Source organism: Paenibacillus medicaginis, from assembly GCF_042138635.1.
GTDB classification, from domain to species: Bacteria; Bacillota; Bacilli; order Paenibacillales; family Paenibacillaceae; genus Paenibacillus; species Paenibacillus medicaginis.
This window is the reverse complement of the sequence record NZ_JBHIRY010000006.1, coordinates 205386-222175: the sequence shown is the minus strand read 5'-3', so window position 1 is coordinate 222175 and position 16790 is coordinate 205386. Positions and strand designations below refer to the sequence as shown.

The following is a 16790-nucleotide window of genomic DNA, read 5'->3' as shown; positions in this document are numbered from 1 at the left end:
ACTTGTGAAAGTTGCAAGCTTGGTCTTGTTCGTCATTGCCGAATCAAGGCATAGCTTACGAGCACCAGAGTACCCAGAATTGCATAACCATTTGTGAAAAGCTCCGGTATGACCTCTCCTCCCAATTGCAGGGGCTATGTTACATCACTTTTAATCATATGACCTGATTTGTACATTTTTTTTGTAATAAATATATATTTAGCCGTTATTAAAAAAACACCTCCAAGCTCATCTCCATATCTATCGACATGGTGACAATCACTTGAAGGTGTTATAGATTTACCTTAGCGGCGCTCGACGGCTACGCCTCCAAAAACTCCCCACAGGTTTGCGGGGTCATTTAAGTATTTATGAGGAAACCCGAGCTCAATCGCGCTTACCGCGTCGAGCCTTTGCAGTTGTTCCTCCGTAAGCTGCAAATCAAGCATATTCAAATTGCTTTCAAGCTGTCCGGCTTTGCTTGCCCCTAGCAAAATGGATGTCACGGACGACTGTGCTCTCAGCCATGCCAGCGCAACATGCGCTGCCGGAGCGTTCACTTCATCTGCTACTTTTTTGACTTCATCCACAATATTAAATACCCGCTCATTCAGCATACCATGGTTAGCCATCATGGTTACCCGCGAGCTCCAACCTTCGGATTCCTTGCTGCGCTGCTGCAAATCCTCTCTTGAATATTTGCCGGTCAAAAGACCGTTGGCCAGAGGTGACCAGGCAACAACCCCAAGCCCCATCTCCTGAGCCATCGGAGTGAGCTCTCTTTCCGACGTTCGCTCGATCAGACTGTGTTCATTTTGCAGGGCAACCAGAGGAGACCACCCTCTCAGGTCGGCTATCGTCTGCATCTGCGAAATCTGCCAGGCCGGCGTATCCGATATTCCCACATAAAGCACCTTGCCCGCTCGTACAAGATCATCCATAGCCCGCAGTACTTCCTCAACCGGCGTCGTGTTGTCCCAAGAGTGCAGATACAGCAGGTCGATATAATCTGTTTTCATTCGTGCCAAACTCGTTTCAACCGAGCGGATCATGCTTTTTCTGTGATTTCCGCCTGCATTCGGGTCGCCTTGATGCGTATTCATCGTATATTTCGTGGCAAGCACGATGCGATCACGACGCTCGCCCAGAATTTCACCCAACATTTTTTCCGAGCTTCCGTTCGTGTATCCACTGGCCGTATCGACAAAATTTCCGCCCCGGTCGAGATAAATGTCCAGCATGTTCCGGGCTTCATCCGTGCCTGCGCCCCATCCCCAATCCGTACCAAAAGTCATCGTTCCAAGAGCAAGCTCCGAGACGCGTAATCCGCTTTTTCCTAAGAAATAGTATTTCATAAATGCCTCCTATAATTATAATTGTGTTTGATTTTTTTACAAACTCATCGTTCGATACCCCGTTTTTTTATGAATCACCCCCTTCAAGTAATATCTCTCCACCATAGAGCCGACGGTACTTCAGAAGCCGCAGTAAAATATGAATCAAACCGTTGCAATCAATAGAAATTGAACGTTCATTCATTTTATAGTCAAAAAAAGAAGGACTCTTATGCTTTGACAGCGTCCCAGCTTGCTTGAATCAGGTCCTTCACATTTTCATCATTAAATTCAAATTCTCTTCTGTAATACTGCTTGGCCAGTTCGGCAACAGGAGCATAAATCAAAACTAACAGCAGCATGGTATCGTAATCTTTAAGCAGCTTCTGTTCTTTGCCTTCCTCAATCAATTTATAAAAAGGCTGGAACATCAAACTGGAGTCTTCAAGATACAAATTCTCGACAAGCGGTGAATTGCAAAATTGTTCATAAAAGAGAAATTCATCTTTATGGTTAAGAATGAATTCAATATAGTTGCTCATGATCAGTTCAAATCTTGCCTTGACCGGCAATGGATGATGGAGCCCTTCGAACATACTCGAACTGATCTTCTGCTCGACATTCAAAAACAGCTTCCTCAGCATATCCTCCTTGTTCTCAAAATAAACATAGATCGTTCCTGGCGATACCTGAGCACGTTTGGCGATTTTCGACATGGAAATTTCGGAAAAACCGATCTCGTTCAAAAGCTGAATGGTTGCCTGAAAAATGGCTTCGTTTTTATTTTTGTCTTTATATCTCATGTCTGAATAATAAACGATCATTCAATTAAAGTCAAATCCAGAATTATGTAGCCCCCAGACTCTCTCTCAAATGGATTCTATCTATCCAAAAAAGCCCCAAGGACAAGTATCCTTATGAGCTTCATTTTGGTGAATAACGAGCCAAAAAAGACCCTAATATGCTATTTTTTCGTTGTCTTTCGTACTTCATCCACCGGCAACTCCAACGCATCTGCAACTTGCTCAGGATCGAATCCTTTATCGAGCAGCTTACGTATGATATCCTTTGTTGCCTTCTCCTTGCCCTCTTCATATCCTATTTTTTTCCAGATAGGCATCAGTTCCATGATCTCTTCACCTTCCTCCGGGCATTGTTCGCGTAATTCACTCAGAATCACGTCATCTTCCCCTATAGCGGGCCGGTAATATAAATCCGCTACGGACATGATGAGCTCCATTTTGGCGTCATCCAGTTTCTTTCGCAATCGCAGCAGCCACCGGATTGTCCGACTCGATAAATTGCCGCCAATTTTGTTTTCGCAGCTCAACCTTCAAAAATTGAAAATGTAAAATGTCGTGTCCCGGGATCGCCATCGTCAAGGCATCGGGTTCGTCCTTCACATCGTCGGCTGTAAAAATGGCGATCGGAATGATCAGCTTATGCTCTTTCCGGTGCCGTTCGAACAAACGGCTAAAATAAATGAACATGCGCTCGTGAAAATCGGCCTCTCTGTAGGACTGTGGCTCAAAGTGAACCAGTACGTAAGCGTCAAGTTCCGTATACTTCGTTTCGAGCAACAAATCGAGCTCTCTCGCCTCTTGGCCGACGATATCGACGAGCAGTTCCTGCATGAGAAACCGCGTCTGACGATGATCCAGCATTCTATCCAGCTCCGGAAAAAACAATTCGATAAATTCCTTAAAAAAGGTTTGCAGCAGCTTTTTCAGTGCTTCATCGTGAGGCGTATTTTTGCGTCGCAGCGGTTGACTTGGCTGCTCCGGATTGCCCATGCCATCCTTCCTTTCTCAATCGATCATGTTTCAAGACCGTCATGACTTACTGCCATCGAATTTTGCATTTTACCAAATATATAGATCGTCTCCTTTAAGCTTGAACATCGCCTCCATGAAAAAATAATCGCCGTAAATGATGGATTGATGGTGGGTGCCGGCATGATAGGCGGCAGAGCCATTCTTCAGAATGCAGTCGCAGCCTGTCGTCCAGTCAGTGCGAGTCTGATCCAGTGTCTGCAGCAGTTTAATCGCGGCCCCCAGATACAGATCCTTTTCATGTGGGCCAACTCTTTTGGCCATCTCTATTAAACCGCAGGCAGCAATGGCCGCAGCTGTCGAATCCTCAAGAAGCGACTCCTTGGGCTGCCTGAAATCGACCGGAATAATTCCGTTTTCAGGAATATTGGCGATAAAATAATGGGCGACCCGCTTTGCCGTATGCAGATATTCTTCCTTCCCTGTATGGTTATAGCTCATCATAAAGCCATACAAGGCCCAGCTTTGCCCGCGCGTCCATGAAGAGCCTTCCTCGTAACCTTGCCCGCCATAGGTTTTGACCACTCCGCCTGCAAACGGATCAAATTCAACGATATGGTTGACGGAGCCATCAGCTCTGACAAAAGCATTCATGGTCGTATCGGCATGCTTCTCCGCGATCTGCCGGAAGCGGGGATCGCCTGTTTCTGCGGAAGCCCAGTACAAGAGCGGAATATTGAGCATGCAATCAATGATGGCCCAGCCTCTGGTATCCTCGCCCTCCAGGTCGTTCCAGGCACGGATGAATTGCCCTGCCGGATTGTAGCGGCCTGCAAGCAGGTTAGCCGCATGCATTGCCCGTTTGTGCGACTCCGGATTTCCGGTCAGTTTAAAATTGGCCACACTGGTGGGCAGCCACATAAAACCTACATCATGGTGCAGGCCATAATAGTCGTGGAAGCAGGCATCTAATTTCTGCTCGGAGATTTCGGCGATTTCCTTGTACCTCGGATGGTCTGTTGCATGATACATCTGCCACATCATTCCGCCCCAGAATCCGTTGGTCCACCAGCTTATACCGTCCGCTTCCGTATTGGAGGGGTTACAGAGCGACCTGTCATCATGTTCCCCGTCCACGGTCGTATACGGGATTTTGTTTCTTGATTTTTCGCTGACCCAGTCCATTTTGGCAGTAATTTTGTCCACAACCTCGTCTACCCAAACGGTTTTGCTGTCTAAAATAGGCATGCATTCATCCCTTCTTTCTTCTCCGAAATGATGATGGGGATCCCCCCCTTTACCCTTTTGTCGCCCCTGACGAGATTCCCTTAACAAAGTATTTTTGCATGAAAATGAAAGCGATTAGCACAGGAACAACGGACAAGGCTGTTCCCGCAAAAATCATATCCCATCTCGATGAAAACTCCCCGATATACCGGTAAATTTCTACAACCATCGTTTTCGGCTCACCGGACGGAAGCGCGAGCATCGGCAGCAGAAAATCATTCCAGATGCCCAGCCCGTTCAATACAACCATACTGGCCGTAACCGGTCCGAGCAGCGGAAACACAATTCTCCAGAAAATCGTGTACCGGCTGCAGCCGTCAATCTCGGCCGCCTCTTCAATTTCCTTGGGAACCCCTTTGACAAAGCTTGTGTAGAGCAAGCATCCGAAGCCGACCGCGCCTGCAATATACACAACAACCGGCCCTGCCAGGCTGCCGTAAAGCCCCAGCATTTTAAGCTCTTTGAACAATGGAATCATGTAAGCCTGAAAAGGAATCATCATGCCGGCAAGAAAGTAAAGAAAAACGAAATGCGTCCATTTGGCGTTTCTTCTTTCGATCGCATAACCTGCCATCGGAATAATGAGAATTTGCATGATGATCGAAACGACCGTCAGGATCAGACTATTGATGATTGCCCGTGGGAACTCGGTCTCGGTCAGCAAATATTTGAAATTTTCCAAGTACAGTGAGGTCGGAAACGACAGAGCATCGCGCATAATTTCACCATTACTCTTGAAGGCGGACATCAGGTTAAACAAAATCGGAAAAAAGAACACAACCGCCACCAGCAGAGTAAGCGCGAACAGGATTACTTCGCCGATTTTTTTGCGTGCCTGCATGCTCATATCAATACTGCACCTCCCTCTTCCTGAGAATTTTCACCTGAATAATGGTGATGATCAGGATGATAACAAACAATACCATCGCAAGTGCTGTGCCAAAGCCCTGCCTTAATTCACCAAAACCAACCTTATAGATAATATAAGTTAACGTTTCTGTCGCAAAACCCGGTCCTCCGTCCGTCATAACCGCAATTTGATCGAATATTTTCAGCGCACTGATCATGGAAAGCACCATACATACGGTCACGGAGCCTGCGAGCAGCGGGAAGGTAATAAAACGGAACTGCTGCCAGCCATTCGCACCATCGATGCTTGCCGCTTCGGACAGCTCTGCCGGGATGCCCTGCAGCCCTGCCAGATAGATGATCATGTAATAACCGGCGCCTTTCCAGACCGTAGACAGGATGACGGACAACATGGCGTAGTTGGGGTCCCCCAGCCAATCTACCGCCCAGCTTCCGAGTCCGATCGTATTCAGCATTTGATTGACAACGCCAAAATTATAATTCAGGATCATGGCCCATACGAAGCCCATCACGATTCCACTAAGCAAAGTGGGAAAGTAGAAAATGCTGCGAAATAGATTCTTGAACCACTTTACCTTATCGACCATCAGGGCCATAGCAATGGCCGCAATGTTCTCCAGGATGACCAGACTTACGGTCATGATCAGTGTGTTTTTAAGCGCATTATGAACCCGGGGACTGTTCCATATCTCAACAAAGTTGGCAAAGCCGATAAACCGGATATCCTCGCTGATTCCGTCCCAGGAGGTAAAGCTGAGATACACGCTGCCAATAGTAGGAACAATGACAAACAAGGTGTACAGGATTAATGATGGAAGTATAAATACGATGGCAAAAGGGTGCTGCTTTTTCTTTTTTGGATGAGCTGTTGCTGTGACAATACGCTCCCCTACAGATGATGCGGGCGTTCCCATAGAATGCACTCCTTCCCGAAAAGAGGAACCGCCTTTACTCTGAACGGGGTTCCTCCAAAGGTTCTCTTTCTTACATCTTTTACATTGAATTTGCCTTCACCTGATTGTCATATTCTGCATCCACCTGCTGCATATAAGTTTTTACATCCCCGTCATTCACAACCATCTCCTGCAGCTTTTTGTAGAACCAGTTGCGGAACTGAGGCGGGATCAGGTTCTCCCCCCACCAGTTATTAATGGCCAGAGACTTCGTAACATTCGGATCGTTCATCAAAGCAAGCGCCGCCTGCATGGCTTCCGCAGTTTCATATGTGACTTTCTCTTTCGTTGACGGAATGCCGTTGATGCTCGCCAGATACTGCGAATATTGCTCCGGCGCAAAGAAGAAACGAATGAACTTTTTGATCGCTTCAGATTTTGCTTGATCCTTGGCCGCTTCGGTGGACAAAGACCATCCGGCCGGTGATGGAAGTCCTATAATATTCACTTTGCCCGCACGGTCAGGCACGGCATAAAAGCCGTATTCAAAGCTCGGATCGGCTTCCTCGACTTGCGAGAACATCCAGGTCCCCGAGTAGAGTTGCGCCGCTTTGCCTGAGATCAGGAAGGAAACTGTTTGATTGTCAGGTGTACTGAGCCAGCCTTTGTCCACATAATTTTGGAACAGCTCTTTATAATCCGTCATCGCCTGTACGACATTGGCGTCAGTGAAGCTGACCTCTTTGGCTGTTTTCTTGGAATTCCAGTCCGGGTCCTGCGCGTACACATCATCTATTAGGAATTTGTTCACCCAGAATCCCATATGGAAAATGTCTTTGCCGCCAACCACTATCGGTGTTATACCGGAAGCCTTCAATTTTTCCTGGATGGCAATGAATTCGTCATACGTTTTGGGCAGCCCGGTGATGCCTGCATCCGCGTATGCTTTTTTACTGTAAATGATGCCTTGCGGCGCATTCATCGATAAGGGTGCGTTCCACACCTTGCCTTCTACGGCCGGAGGCGAATCAAATAAATCCAGCAGGTCTGACGGCAGCTCCACAATTTTACCCGCATGTGCAAACACCTCCGTATCCCGCATCTCTACCAGATCAGGAAACTCGCCGACCGCATCCTTCGTTTTCAGCCAGTCCAGATACGAACTGCTGGAGTTTTCACTAAGATCCTTGATTTCAATATCGGGATTGGCTTCCATGAATCTCTTCACGGTGTCGGCTATCGCTTTTTTGGCAGCCGGATCACCGGCAGCATATCCGATGGTAAAGCTTATTTTGTTCCCTCCAGAATCAGCCCCGGTTTCACCCGCCCCCGTGCCGTTTCCGGCACAAGCTCCCAAAATCATCACCGTTGCAAGCAGAAGTGCGGTTAACCTGAATTTTGCTTTTTTCAGCATATTGTGAACCCCCTTTAATCTCATAAAGCTGTTGAAACTGCTGTGCCATGCAGGTAAGCGCTTTCGTTATTTAGAATAACATTGGCCGCATGTTGCTTGTATGAACTTTTTTAAGCCGCATATGTAGGGAATTTAAGAAGAAAGCAGACCATTGATTATTTCCTCTTTATTGTTTTTAGGATACTTCATATCATCCAGATACAAGTTGGAGATGCCCCTATTCAGGCTTGTTGTTTATTTATTTTTTCGGGAATTATAGCAAAAATATTTTACAAATTTGTATTCTAAAGGAGACAAATTATGATTATTGGCGCAATTATCATATTCATTGTAGCTATGGTGCCCGTTATCTATCGCATTAACAAAAGACTTACAGACATGGAAACCAGATTAAGAGAACTTGAAAAAAATCAATAATGGTATGCGAAGAACCAAGAAAACCAGGCAGGATTCCGACTGAACCTACACAGATCAATTCGACACAGGAAAGCAGAGCAGCACAGAGGTTCCAATATCCTTCTGACTGCTCACGGACAGGCCGTAGTTTTCTCCGTACATGGAGCGGATTCTCTCATGCACATTTTTTAACCCTATAGACTTGCTTGGGGGACTGGGCTCGCACAGAGTTTCATTAATACGTGCCAGCGTCTCCTTGTCCATTCCCGCACCGTCATCATAAATCGTGATGGCCAGGTCTTTTTCCCGTTTTTCTATGGTTATCCCAATCGTCCCCTTTTTCTGCTGGCGCAGTCCGTGTTGAACCGCATTTTCTACGATAGGCTGCAAACATAATTTCAGGATCGGCCAGTCCATGTCTACGTCAGGAGTGATGTCACACCTGAGCACATATCTGTTGTCATACCGGACCGAAATAATATAGAAATAATCATGCAAATGCTCAAGCTCCCGGCGCAGGCTTACGCGGTCTTCTCCGTAATCAATGACATATTTCAATTGATTGGACAAGGAATGAATCATGTCCGCAACCTCATCCGCCTCTTTATCCACCGCATTCATCCGGATCACTTCAAGGGTGTTGTACAGATAATGAGGCCTGATCTGGCTTTTTAGCGCATTCAGCTCGGTTTGCTTCTGCTTGATCTGGGCCACATAAGCTTCATCAATATGCACCCGCAGGCGCTCGACCATCCGGTTAAAGCCTTGGGTCAGCCTGCCTATTTCATCGTTGCTGTTGACAGGGAGCATGGTATCCAGTCTTCCGGACTCCACCACAGCCATTTGCTGTATCAGCTTGCGGATCGGTGCGGCCAAGCGGCGCGAAAACCAGGCCCCCATGACAATCAAGGCCACTGAGCAAATCAGGATCGCAATATATACGGTGGCCCGTGCGGAAAAAAGCTGTTCAAACAGTCCTGCCCGATGAATCATTGCAATCAGTTGGCCGTTCACAAAGGGAATGTCTTCACGCAGCACCAGCAGCTCATGATCTTTGCTTCCTGCTAAAATTTCATCCTTCGTCCTGTTGCCCAGATTGCTGAAATAAATATGATGCTCGCCATCGATCAGAAGCACCTCGTCTTGCTCCCCAAGATAAAGCTCATTCAAAAATTGCCGGAACATCGCCGTGTCAATATCGAGAAACAAGGTGCCAACCACCTTGGGTTCCCGGGTCAGCACGCCTGAGGTATCGATAAGATTACGCGCAAGCGTAAAAACCTCCCGCTTGGACCCGGTGAAATACGAGTCCTGATGCTTCGGGAAAATGGCTGCCTTCGCAGGCTGACTGCTCATTTTGTCTTTCCATTCCTGGACAGGCAGCAGCTCGCTTCTAAGCCCCTGATTCTCCCGTTCCTGATAATAGATACGCCCGTCTTCCGCCCGCACAAAATAAGCGCCGGTAATATAATTATCACTAAAAACGATCGTTTTCAGGAAGGAATCGATGGGCGTCGAATTGATCTGCTCCAGCTCATTGACATTGAATGTCTGATTCTGGGTTATATCTTCGGAAACTCCCTCGTAACGAACGTTATACATGAGCTTCGAAATATCGTTATACTGCTGGAAGGCTGAATTCAGATTATAGCTCATATACAGTACCATTTGCTGCAGGTTGCTGGTTGTATATCGTTCTACATAACCCGAGAATATTTGTACAGAAAAAAAGCTTAACGCAAAAAGCGGGATAAGCCCTACCAACATAAAGGAAGCCGAAAATTTTACGAATATACTTTTCATCAACAATCTCCAGAAGCGCATGAAGGCAGCACCTTCTTTGTTCGTTATGGTTAATTATGTTTGATGCCGGCGAAAGCACTGCCGGTATTCTTGCGGTACCTTGCCAAATCTTTTTTTGAACATATCACTGAAATGTCTTACATGGTTATAACCTACACGGTCAGCAATTTCATAGACCATCAGATCTGATTCAAGCAGCAGCTGAAGCGCATGCCTCATTCGCACCTCTGTAATATAGTTTTTGAAATTTTGACCGGTATGCTTCTTGAAAAAGCTGCTGAAATAGTAGGAATTCATATAGACAAGAGCAGCCATGGATTCCAGGGTAATATGGCTGGCATAATGCTCTTCAATATACGCTTTGATCTTCGTTAACAATGCCCGCTCTTTACCCGACAGCTTGCCCGCAAACTGCTGCAGCATTTCCGCTACGACCTCTTCAACCATGCGGGCAACAGCCGTGTAAGTGGGACAGGCAGCCAGTTTTTCCAGCAGAGCACCGTGGTCAGCCTGAATGAGCTCCATCCCGCTCCCAATCTTTGCAAGCTCCTGATTAATGATCAGCATTGAATTGTAAACCCCCGTAATCGCCAGATTTCTGTTATCCCCCGCCTGAATCCGGATCTGCTCCAGCAGTTGCTTTATCAGCGGCTGCAACGGTTCCTTCTGTTGAGCGGTCAGCGCTTTGACCAAATCGGATTGCAGCTCTGCTATGGACTTATCCTCCGGATTACTCCTTGTATGCTGCTCTTCATAACAAATCACCTGGTTTATGCCTGTAAAATATTTTTTGTTAAGCGCTTTTAATGCGAACCGACAGGATACCGCCGCTTCTTCAATGCCTGTCACACTTCCCCCTATACCACACGAAACATTCAGCTTTAAATAACCGTTGATCTTACTGCGAAGGTCGTTGGCTAGTTGAAGCGGATACTCTCTTTGTTCATGCTGGATTAGAATCGTAAAATATGCTTCTTTCTGAACCAGCCATCCGTTGCCCTCGTCTCGTTCCTGCTCCAATGTCTCTCTAATGATATTGGACAATGCGAAATTTACCAGATTACGCTCCCGCTCCCCCCACGGTGTGCCAGTGATATTTTCATCGATTTCCAATACACACACAGTAGTAAATCGGCTGATCGCAATAACATCCATTTGCGAAAGCTCGTCAAGTGTCTTTTTGTCTCCGTCCAGTAAACCGTCAAGAAGCTGTTCTATGATGGTGGAGCGATTCTTTTTTTCATAATAAGTCAGCATCTCTTTGTTTCGCTCATCATTGGTTTCTTCCTGGAGAATGGCCGCTGCTTTGGCTGCTGCATTTTCGAGCTGATGTTTATTGATAGGTTTTACCAGATAATCCAGTGCTCCCAACTGCAGCGCTTGGCGGGCATAACCAAATTCCTGAAAGGCGCTAATAAAAATCACCTTAGCACGGTATCCCTGTTCATTTAACTCGGCAATAATATCAGTCCCGTTGCCATCCGGCATGCTGATGTCACTGATGATCAGCTGGGGTTCATGTGTACGGATCAGCTCGCGGAGCTCCCGCCCGTCATTGGCTTCACCTACGATAGTAAATCCAAGCGCTTCCCAGGCTATCAGTTTTTTCAGGCCGCGTAATATGACAGGTTCATCGTCTGCAAGCAATAATTTAATGGTTTCCATAGAGCGCCCCCTCCTGCTTACCCGTGAGTATTAATATTTACTGTACGCGCATAAAAACATGGCCTCCATCTGCTGATTAAGATTATAACGACAAACGCTGCCTGAAAAAACAGGAACCTGTGCCGAACATCCGGTCCTCACGCTAAATCCAAAAAAGAATGCATATTTCGCTTAAAAAAGCAGCATACCTCCCCTTCCCCATTCTGCTATTGTGTTTCTTGACTACACAGGAAAAGGAGGAGATTTTTCTGAAACGAACGTATGGGAGACCGTACCGCACAAGTCTGTGGAGGCGGGTGACAGCCGGATTGACTGCATTCATTTTTGCAGCCATGTGCATTCCCTGGTTTCCAGCATCTGCCTCGGCATTAACAGAGGAACCGTCGCTGGCTATCGATACGGCTGTGGCCGATACGGTAGAGATTACGGAAACAAGCAGCAACGGTTTTCTGCATCCAGGCATCGGGGTAACTAAGGACATTCTTGAAAACATGCGGGCACAGATTATGGCGAAGCAGGAGCCGTGGTATTCGTATTATAAGGCCATGCTTGTTTCGTCAACAGCTTCAAAAACGGTTACATCCAGCAATCAGGATGCCTCGAATCCAACAAAACCGGCAAGTGATGCGTTTGACAGTCAAGGTTTTAACTCACGCTTTATATCCGATGGGTTGAAAGCGTATACACAAGCCTTGCTGTATTATATTACAGGTGATGAAGCCTATCGGGCTAACGCGATGCATATCATTCGCATTTGGTCCCAGATGGACCCTGCCAAATACGTGTATTTTACCGACGCCCATATTCATACGGGAATCCCGTTGAACCGGATAGTAACGGCGGCAGAAATATTGCGGTATACGAGCTCCCCGACGGAAGCTTTGCAGTGGACGGAGCAGGATACGGCTAATTTCAGCAACAACCTCATTATACCGGTAACGGAAACGTTTCTTCACGATAACAATCACTTTATGAACCAACATACCTACCCTCTGCTGGGAGCCATGGCGGGTTATATTTTCACAGACAACAAAGAGCGGTACGAAGAAGCCGTAGAATGGTTTACCGTGAATAAAACGGCGAAGGATCAGGGGATTAACGGTTCCATTCAACAGCTGTTCCGGCTGGTTGATACCAATGCGGTTACGGGAGAGAAGCTGGATCAGCCGGTTGTGCAGCATGTAGAAATGGGCAGAGATCAGGCTCACGGTGCCGGGGACATTACGAATGCAGCGATTATTTCGCGGATGCTGCTTGCCCAGGGCACCAAGGTAGACCCCGAGGCAGGCACGGTCTCAACCGCTCCAGATGCGGTGGATATTTTTGCTTTTCTCGATCACCGCATGTTGACGGCAGCCAATTATTTCTGGCAATACATGCTGGGCTACGACACCCCTTGGACTCCTGTGGTTTACACCATGGATGAGAACGGCAGTCCCTTGGGCATTTACCGGGTCATATCCGACTTTTACCGGGGCCGCATGAACACCGCCCAGTTTTGGGATATTTACTACTATTATACCTATAGCCAACAAGTCGATCTCTCGGAAAAAGCGCCTTACTTCCATGAAGCGTTCACGAAACGGATCCCGTCCAATTATTATTATCAGGGGAAACTCTCACAAGCTTGGGAAAGCCCGGACGGGGGCGGAGATTTCTGGCTGTACATTCCACAGGAAGCCGTTGTGGAGGGGTCCAAATATTTGCCCAAGGAAATGACAAGTGATACTGTGGCAGAAATTGAAGACCGGTACACGGCCCTTGACAGCCATTCGGCGACCAGGCAGGAAGGGACCGTTTCTTATGTGGAAATCACAGCAACGGACGAGGGGAGCACCATTGTGCCTTTGAATCTTTCCTTTGGACAGCGAACCTCTCCCAAGCTCATCGGTCTGAAAATCAGGACCAACGGGACTTCCACCCTAGAGCTTAGTAAAGAAAGGAAATCCCTCCCCTTCCATACGATTACTCTTCCGGATACAAAGGGACAATGGAGATACGTCACCTTTGATATGTCCATCAACACGGTTCCCTACGCACAGATCGATGAAAACTACAGCCTTATGTATATGAAGGTAACGGGCAGCGGCACCAAAGTGGACCTGGATCATTTCCATGTCCAGGCAGGCAGCCAGTTATCTGCTCCGGTGTTTAAATCCGGTGCGGCGGCACTGCATCAGATCGCATTCACCGGGGGAACGATCAACGCGGATTTTTCGGCTACAGATTCGAACGTCTCGGACGTTGTCACCTATGAAATGGCGGATGGTCCTGCGGGAGCTGTTTTGGATAGCAGTACCGGCGCTTTCACCTGGACCCCCATGCAAACCGGAACAAGCTCCTTTATCGTCGTGGCCAGCGACGGAACCTCGGTATCCACAAAACATGTAAAGATCGAGGTGACAGCTGACCGGGCGGCCGCCATTGCTGCTGCCACCGCCGGATATAATCCGGCTGAAAGCTATGTGTCAGCTACCCTTGCGACGTACACCAATGCTTATGTCGACGCTGTCAATCATATGGAGACGGATACAGATGCAGCATTTTATGACCGGCTGCAAATCGTTCGTTCAACAGTAGAGGAGTTGGAGCTTCTAAACAGCGCTTTGCCGGATGGAAGCCTTGACTTTGTCAAAATGGGTATTGCTTCTTCCTTCGTCAATTACCTCCCGAGCCTCACGGACGATAATGACAACAGCTATGTCGCTTACGGATTGGCACCGGACCAATACCATACCCTTGATTTCAGCAGCAGGTTTAAAATCACGGCACAAGCTTTCGAGATCCAGGGCAGAAGGAGCTTCCCCGAGCGCATCGCCGGTCTTGCCGTATTTGGATCAAATGACGGAGACAACTGGACACGATTGACGGATGAGATGACCGTTCGCAGCGAAGAGAAACAACGGCTCACCGTGAAGGATGAATATAAAAACACCCCATTCCGTTTCTTCAAGCTGGCCATTATCGATCCGCAAAGCACGATGTTCGAAATCAGCGAATTACGCATCTATGGTCAACGGCATGAAGTGTTTAGCAAAATGAGCTCTGTGTCGATCAGTTCAGAGCAAAGTTTGAAAAACCGGATTGCAACAGGCGATACGGTGAGACTGGATTTTAAAGCAGTCGAACCGATTCGGGATGTGAAGGTCTTGATGCAAGGACAGGAAGCGCCGGCTGTTACAACCGACAATATTCACTGGACGGCACAATGGACCGTCAGCCCCGATGCCAAGGATGGGAAGGTCCGCTTTTCGATCAATTACAAACTGATATCGGACGGAACCGCTGGAGATGAAGTGTTCCTGACGACGGACAGCACCAATCTGTTTATCATGGATGAGTCGCAGCTGATCCCTAATGTGACGGATATCACCTATCTGCTGGATCCTACAACAGCCGGAAATCGAACTCCTGCAGAAACAATGAAACAGGTCGGTTATCTGTTTGACGGGGATCCAGGCACCAATTCCGATTTCCGACTTGGCAGCAACGGAGCGGGAGGTTTCATTACTTTTGACTTCAAAGCAGGTAAGAAGCTTCTTGTTTCGAAAGTCGAATTGTTAGCCAGACAGGATCAATATTACGGCCGCATCAAAGGCGCCGTGGTTCAGGGCTCCAACGACAACGAAAATTGGTCTAACCTCACACCAGGGGCCGCTGCCCTTCAGGACTGGCAAACCTTTACGGTAAGTGATGCAACACCATACCGATATATCCGCATTTATAATTCAGGCTCATGGTTCGGCAATATGGCTGAATTGAGGCTTCATGGTTCTCTTCAGAATGTGAACACAGTACCCTAATGACAGACATCCTTACTTTTGAGCAATCAAATGGGGAGGCTGCATGTTTATTTGCAGACCTCCTTGCTCAGACGTACTCCGTATACCACAAGCTCCTTCAAAAAAGGTTCAACCGCCAATTTGGTGACCAAAACTTGAAATGGATGCAATACAGACAACAAGTCTTCAATATCCTTTGGATGGTAACTGGTACTGACTTCTGGCAGATACATCTGTTTAGTTTGACCGGAAAGAGAGATGTTTTTGAATGAAATGCTGTCTGATCGCTTATGTCCTGTCTGGATATGTCCAAGAGCTTCAGTCAATACACGGCGCAATGCCAAAGTGGGATTTAAATCAATGGCATAATACCAGTTGCCGTTTGAGCGAACCCAAACAATTGGAATGTGAGGATATAAATCTTCACTGTATCCTAGAACCAAGTCCTCTGCTACTGCCCTCAACGATTCAAGATAATATTTACTGCACAGATCATCGAGTGTAGATGGGTTAAACGGAACTACTACAGGAGTAGCCTGTTGCATATCCCATCGATACAAACGGTCCAGTTCACTTTGCAGAAGGGACTGCAGCCCGCGTCCTGCAGCCTCCGAACCAGTCATCCCTGCACCTGCATAAGTATTTTGCATTTTATCTAACAAAAGATGATCGCACAGTCTGGACATATATCTTTCCAACCCCGATAAGCCTGCTTCTCTCCTGGCCTGAGTATGATCCATTCCTGCATGAATCGTGGCTGGGAGCCTCGTGGCAGGACCATCTGAAAGGGGATCCGCTATCTGGATACTGCACAAAGAAAGCGGGAGCTGCTCAAAAGAACTTTCTTCAAGGGAATAAAAGATACCAATCCGGGAAGAGACCAGTCCAGTAAAATAATTTTGTAATTGTTCCTCATTCATACTGCTTTGCTCCTGATTGAAGGGAATATGGAGGGGGAACCAGTCGGAAAGCGGAATGTGCTGAAGTGTCAAAGGGTGTTCGAAAAAGGAATGGATTTCTCCGTGGATTGGATCTTCACTCAAGATATAGACACTGTTTTGGAGTACAGGAAGGCCGGTACTCAGATACCGTTCTACGTAACTTGATGTTATATGGGACATCCTATCTATAATAGTCGGTGCAGGAGAAGTGGGCATCCGGTTCTGCACATGCAGACGCAGCCAGCAGGACTCCCAGCATGCATCTGTTTCTTTTATCGTAGTTGGACCAAGAATTCCGTATTCATGCGTAAACGTTAAAGGCAGAAGAACTTTTTGCTCCTCTATGCAGCAACTGTAAAATTCTTGATAAAGCTCAAGATTGTTGTTTGCCGAAGCTAATAAAACCAAATGAAATGGCTGAACCAGTTCTCTCCATGTCATTTCATCTTTCTTTATAATCTCTATCCTTCCTTCAGATTGCTTCCCGTACAGCATTTCATTCATTTCTTCATCAATTTCGGTTTGAGACGACGAGCAATCATCTGTAATTACGATTGTGAATGGTTTGAGGATAGTCTGAAGCAAAGAGGGAAGCAAAAACTTTAGAACCGAGCGGTTGCCTGCAACCAATAGTTTATTCATAACACGCCTCCT

12 protein-coding genes are annotated in these 16790 nt (G+C 47.1%); 1 reads left to right on the top strand and 11 read right to left on the bottom strand.

Features of this window, described 5'->3' with window-relative positions:
* Window positions 1-284: 284 nt before the first annotated feature.
* From ACE5LO_RS09240 to ACE5LO_RS09195, 10 genes are all read right to left on the bottom strand, one after another.
* Complete coding sequence (locus ACE5LO_RS09240; protein ID WP_375519719.1) at window positions 285-1334, bottom strand: aldo/keto reductase; 1050 nt, start codon at window positions 1332-1334, stop codon at window positions 285-287.
* Between the two features lie 209 nt (window positions 1335-1543).
* On the bottom strand, window positions 1544-2137 hold the full coding sequence (locus ACE5LO_RS09235) for a TetR/AcrR family transcriptional regulator (protein WP_375519718.1): 594 nt from the start codon (window positions 2135-2137) through the stop codon (window positions 1544-1546).
* A gap of 140 nt (window positions 2138-2277) precedes the next feature.
* Window positions 2278-2553: a hypothetical protein gene (locus ACE5LO_RS09230; protein ID WP_375519717.1), complete on the bottom strand. Its 276-nt coding sequence runs from the start codon at window positions 2551-2553 to the stop codon at window positions 2278-2280.
* 7 nt (window positions 2554-2560) lie between these two features.
* Window positions 2561-3106, bottom strand: coding sequence for an Rpn family recombination-promoting nuclease/putative transposase (locus ACE5LO_RS09225; protein ID WP_375519716.1), 546 nt, complete (start codon window positions 3104-3106; stop codon window positions 2561-2563).
* Between the two features lie 69 nt (window positions 3107-3175).
* Window positions 3176-4333: a glycoside hydrolase family protein gene (locus ACE5LO_RS09220; protein WP_375519715.1), complete on the bottom strand. Its 1158-nt coding sequence runs from the start codon at window positions 4331-4333 to the stop codon at window positions 3176-3178.
* A gap of 49 nt (window positions 4334-4382) precedes the next feature.
* Window positions 4383-5213 carry a carbohydrate ABC transporter permease gene (locus tag ACE5LO_RS09215; protein WP_375519753.1) on the bottom strand — a complete coding sequence of 277 codons (831 nt, stop codon included), beginning with the start codon at window positions 5211-5213 and terminating at the stop codon, window positions 4383-4385.
* Window positions 5214-5220: 7 nt separating this feature from the next.
* The gene (locus ACE5LO_RS09210; protein ID WP_375519714.1) at window positions 5221-6156 is read right to left on the bottom strand and encodes a carbohydrate ABC transporter permease; all 936 of its coding nucleotides are present in this window, start codon (window positions 6154-6156) and stop codon (window positions 5221-5223) included.
* Between the two features lie 79 nt (window positions 6157-6235).
* The gene (locus ACE5LO_RS09205; protein WP_375519713.1) at window positions 6236-7549 is read right to left on the bottom strand and encodes an ABC transporter substrate-binding protein; all 1314 of its coding nucleotides are present in this window, start codon (window positions 7547-7549) and stop codon (window positions 6236-6238) included.
* A gap of 471 nt (window positions 7550-8020) precedes the next feature.
* Complete coding sequence (locus tag ACE5LO_RS09200; RefSeq protein ID WP_375519712.1) at window positions 8021-9748, bottom strand: cache domain-containing sensor histidine kinase; 1728 nt, start codon at window positions 9746-9748, stop codon at window positions 8021-8023.
* A 54-nt stretch (window positions 9749-9802) separates the two neighbouring features.
* Entirely contained in the window at window positions 9803-11413 is a 1611-nt protein-coding gene (locus ACE5LO_RS09195; RefSeq protein ID WP_375519711.1) for a response regulator, read from the bottom strand.
* Between the two features lie 308 nt (window positions 11414-11721).
* Here ACE5LO_RS09195 and ACE5LO_RS09190 point away from each other — a divergent pair, with 308 nt between their 5' ends.
* On the top strand, window positions 11722-15216 hold the full coding sequence (locus ACE5LO_RS09190) for a discoidin domain-containing protein (RefSeq protein WP_375519710.1): 3495 nt from the start codon (window positions 11722-11724) through the stop codon (window positions 15214-15216).
* Window positions 15217-15263: 47 nt separating this feature from the next.
* Here the strand turns inward: ACE5LO_RS09190 and ACE5LO_RS09185 are convergent, their stop codons facing one another.
* Window positions 15264-16778: a hypothetical protein gene (locus tag ACE5LO_RS09185; protein WP_375519709.1), complete on the bottom strand. Its 1515-nt coding sequence runs from the start codon at window positions 16776-16778 to the stop codon at window positions 15264-15266.
* Window positions 16779-16790: the final 12 nt, after the last annotated feature.

Bases quoted from the DNA above. Each gene is read 5' to 3' on its own strand.
- ACE5LO_RS09240 (WP_375519719.1), bottom strand. From the start codon at position 1,334: ATGAAATACTATTTCTTAGGAAAAAGCGGATTACGCGTCTCGGAGCTT.
- ACE5LO_RS09235 (WP_375519718.1), bottom strand. From the start codon at position 2,137: ATGATCGTTTATTATTCAGACATGAGATATAAAGACAAAAATAAAAAC.
- ACE5LO_RS09230 (WP_375519717.1), bottom strand. From the start codon at position 2,553: ATGGAGCTCATCATGTCCGTAGCGGATTTATATTACCGGCCCGCTATA.
- ACE5LO_RS09225 (WP_375519716.1), bottom strand. From the start codon at position 3,106: ATGGGCAATCCGGAGCAGCCAAGTCAACCGCTGCGACGCAAAAATACG.
- ACE5LO_RS09220 (WP_375519715.1), bottom strand. From the start codon at position 4,333: ATGCCTATTTTAGACAGCAAAACCGTTTGGGTAGACGAGGTTGTGGAC.
- ACE5LO_RS09215 (WP_375519753.1), bottom strand. From the start codon at position 5,213: ATGCAGGCACGCAAAAAAATCGGCGAAGTAATCCTGTTCGCGCTTACT.
- ACE5LO_RS09210 (WP_375519714.1), bottom strand. From the start codon at position 6,156: ATGGGAACGCCCGCATCATCTGTAGGGGAGCGTATTGTCACAGCAACA.
- ACE5LO_RS09205 (WP_375519713.1), bottom strand. From the start codon at position 7,549: ATGCTGAAAAAAGCAAAATTCAGGTTAACCGCACTTCTGCTTGCAACG.
- ACE5LO_RS09200 (WP_375519712.1), bottom strand. From the start codon at position 9,748: ATGAAAAGTATATTCGTAAAATTTTCGGCTTCCTTTATGTTGGTAGGG.
- ACE5LO_RS09195 (WP_375519711.1), bottom strand. From the start codon at position 11,413: ATGGAAACCATTAAATTATTGCTTGCAGACGATGAACCTGTCATATTA.
- ACE5LO_RS09185 (WP_375519709.1), bottom strand. From the start codon at position 16,778: ATGAATAAACTATTGGTTGCAGGCAACCGCTCGGTTCTAAAGTTTTTG.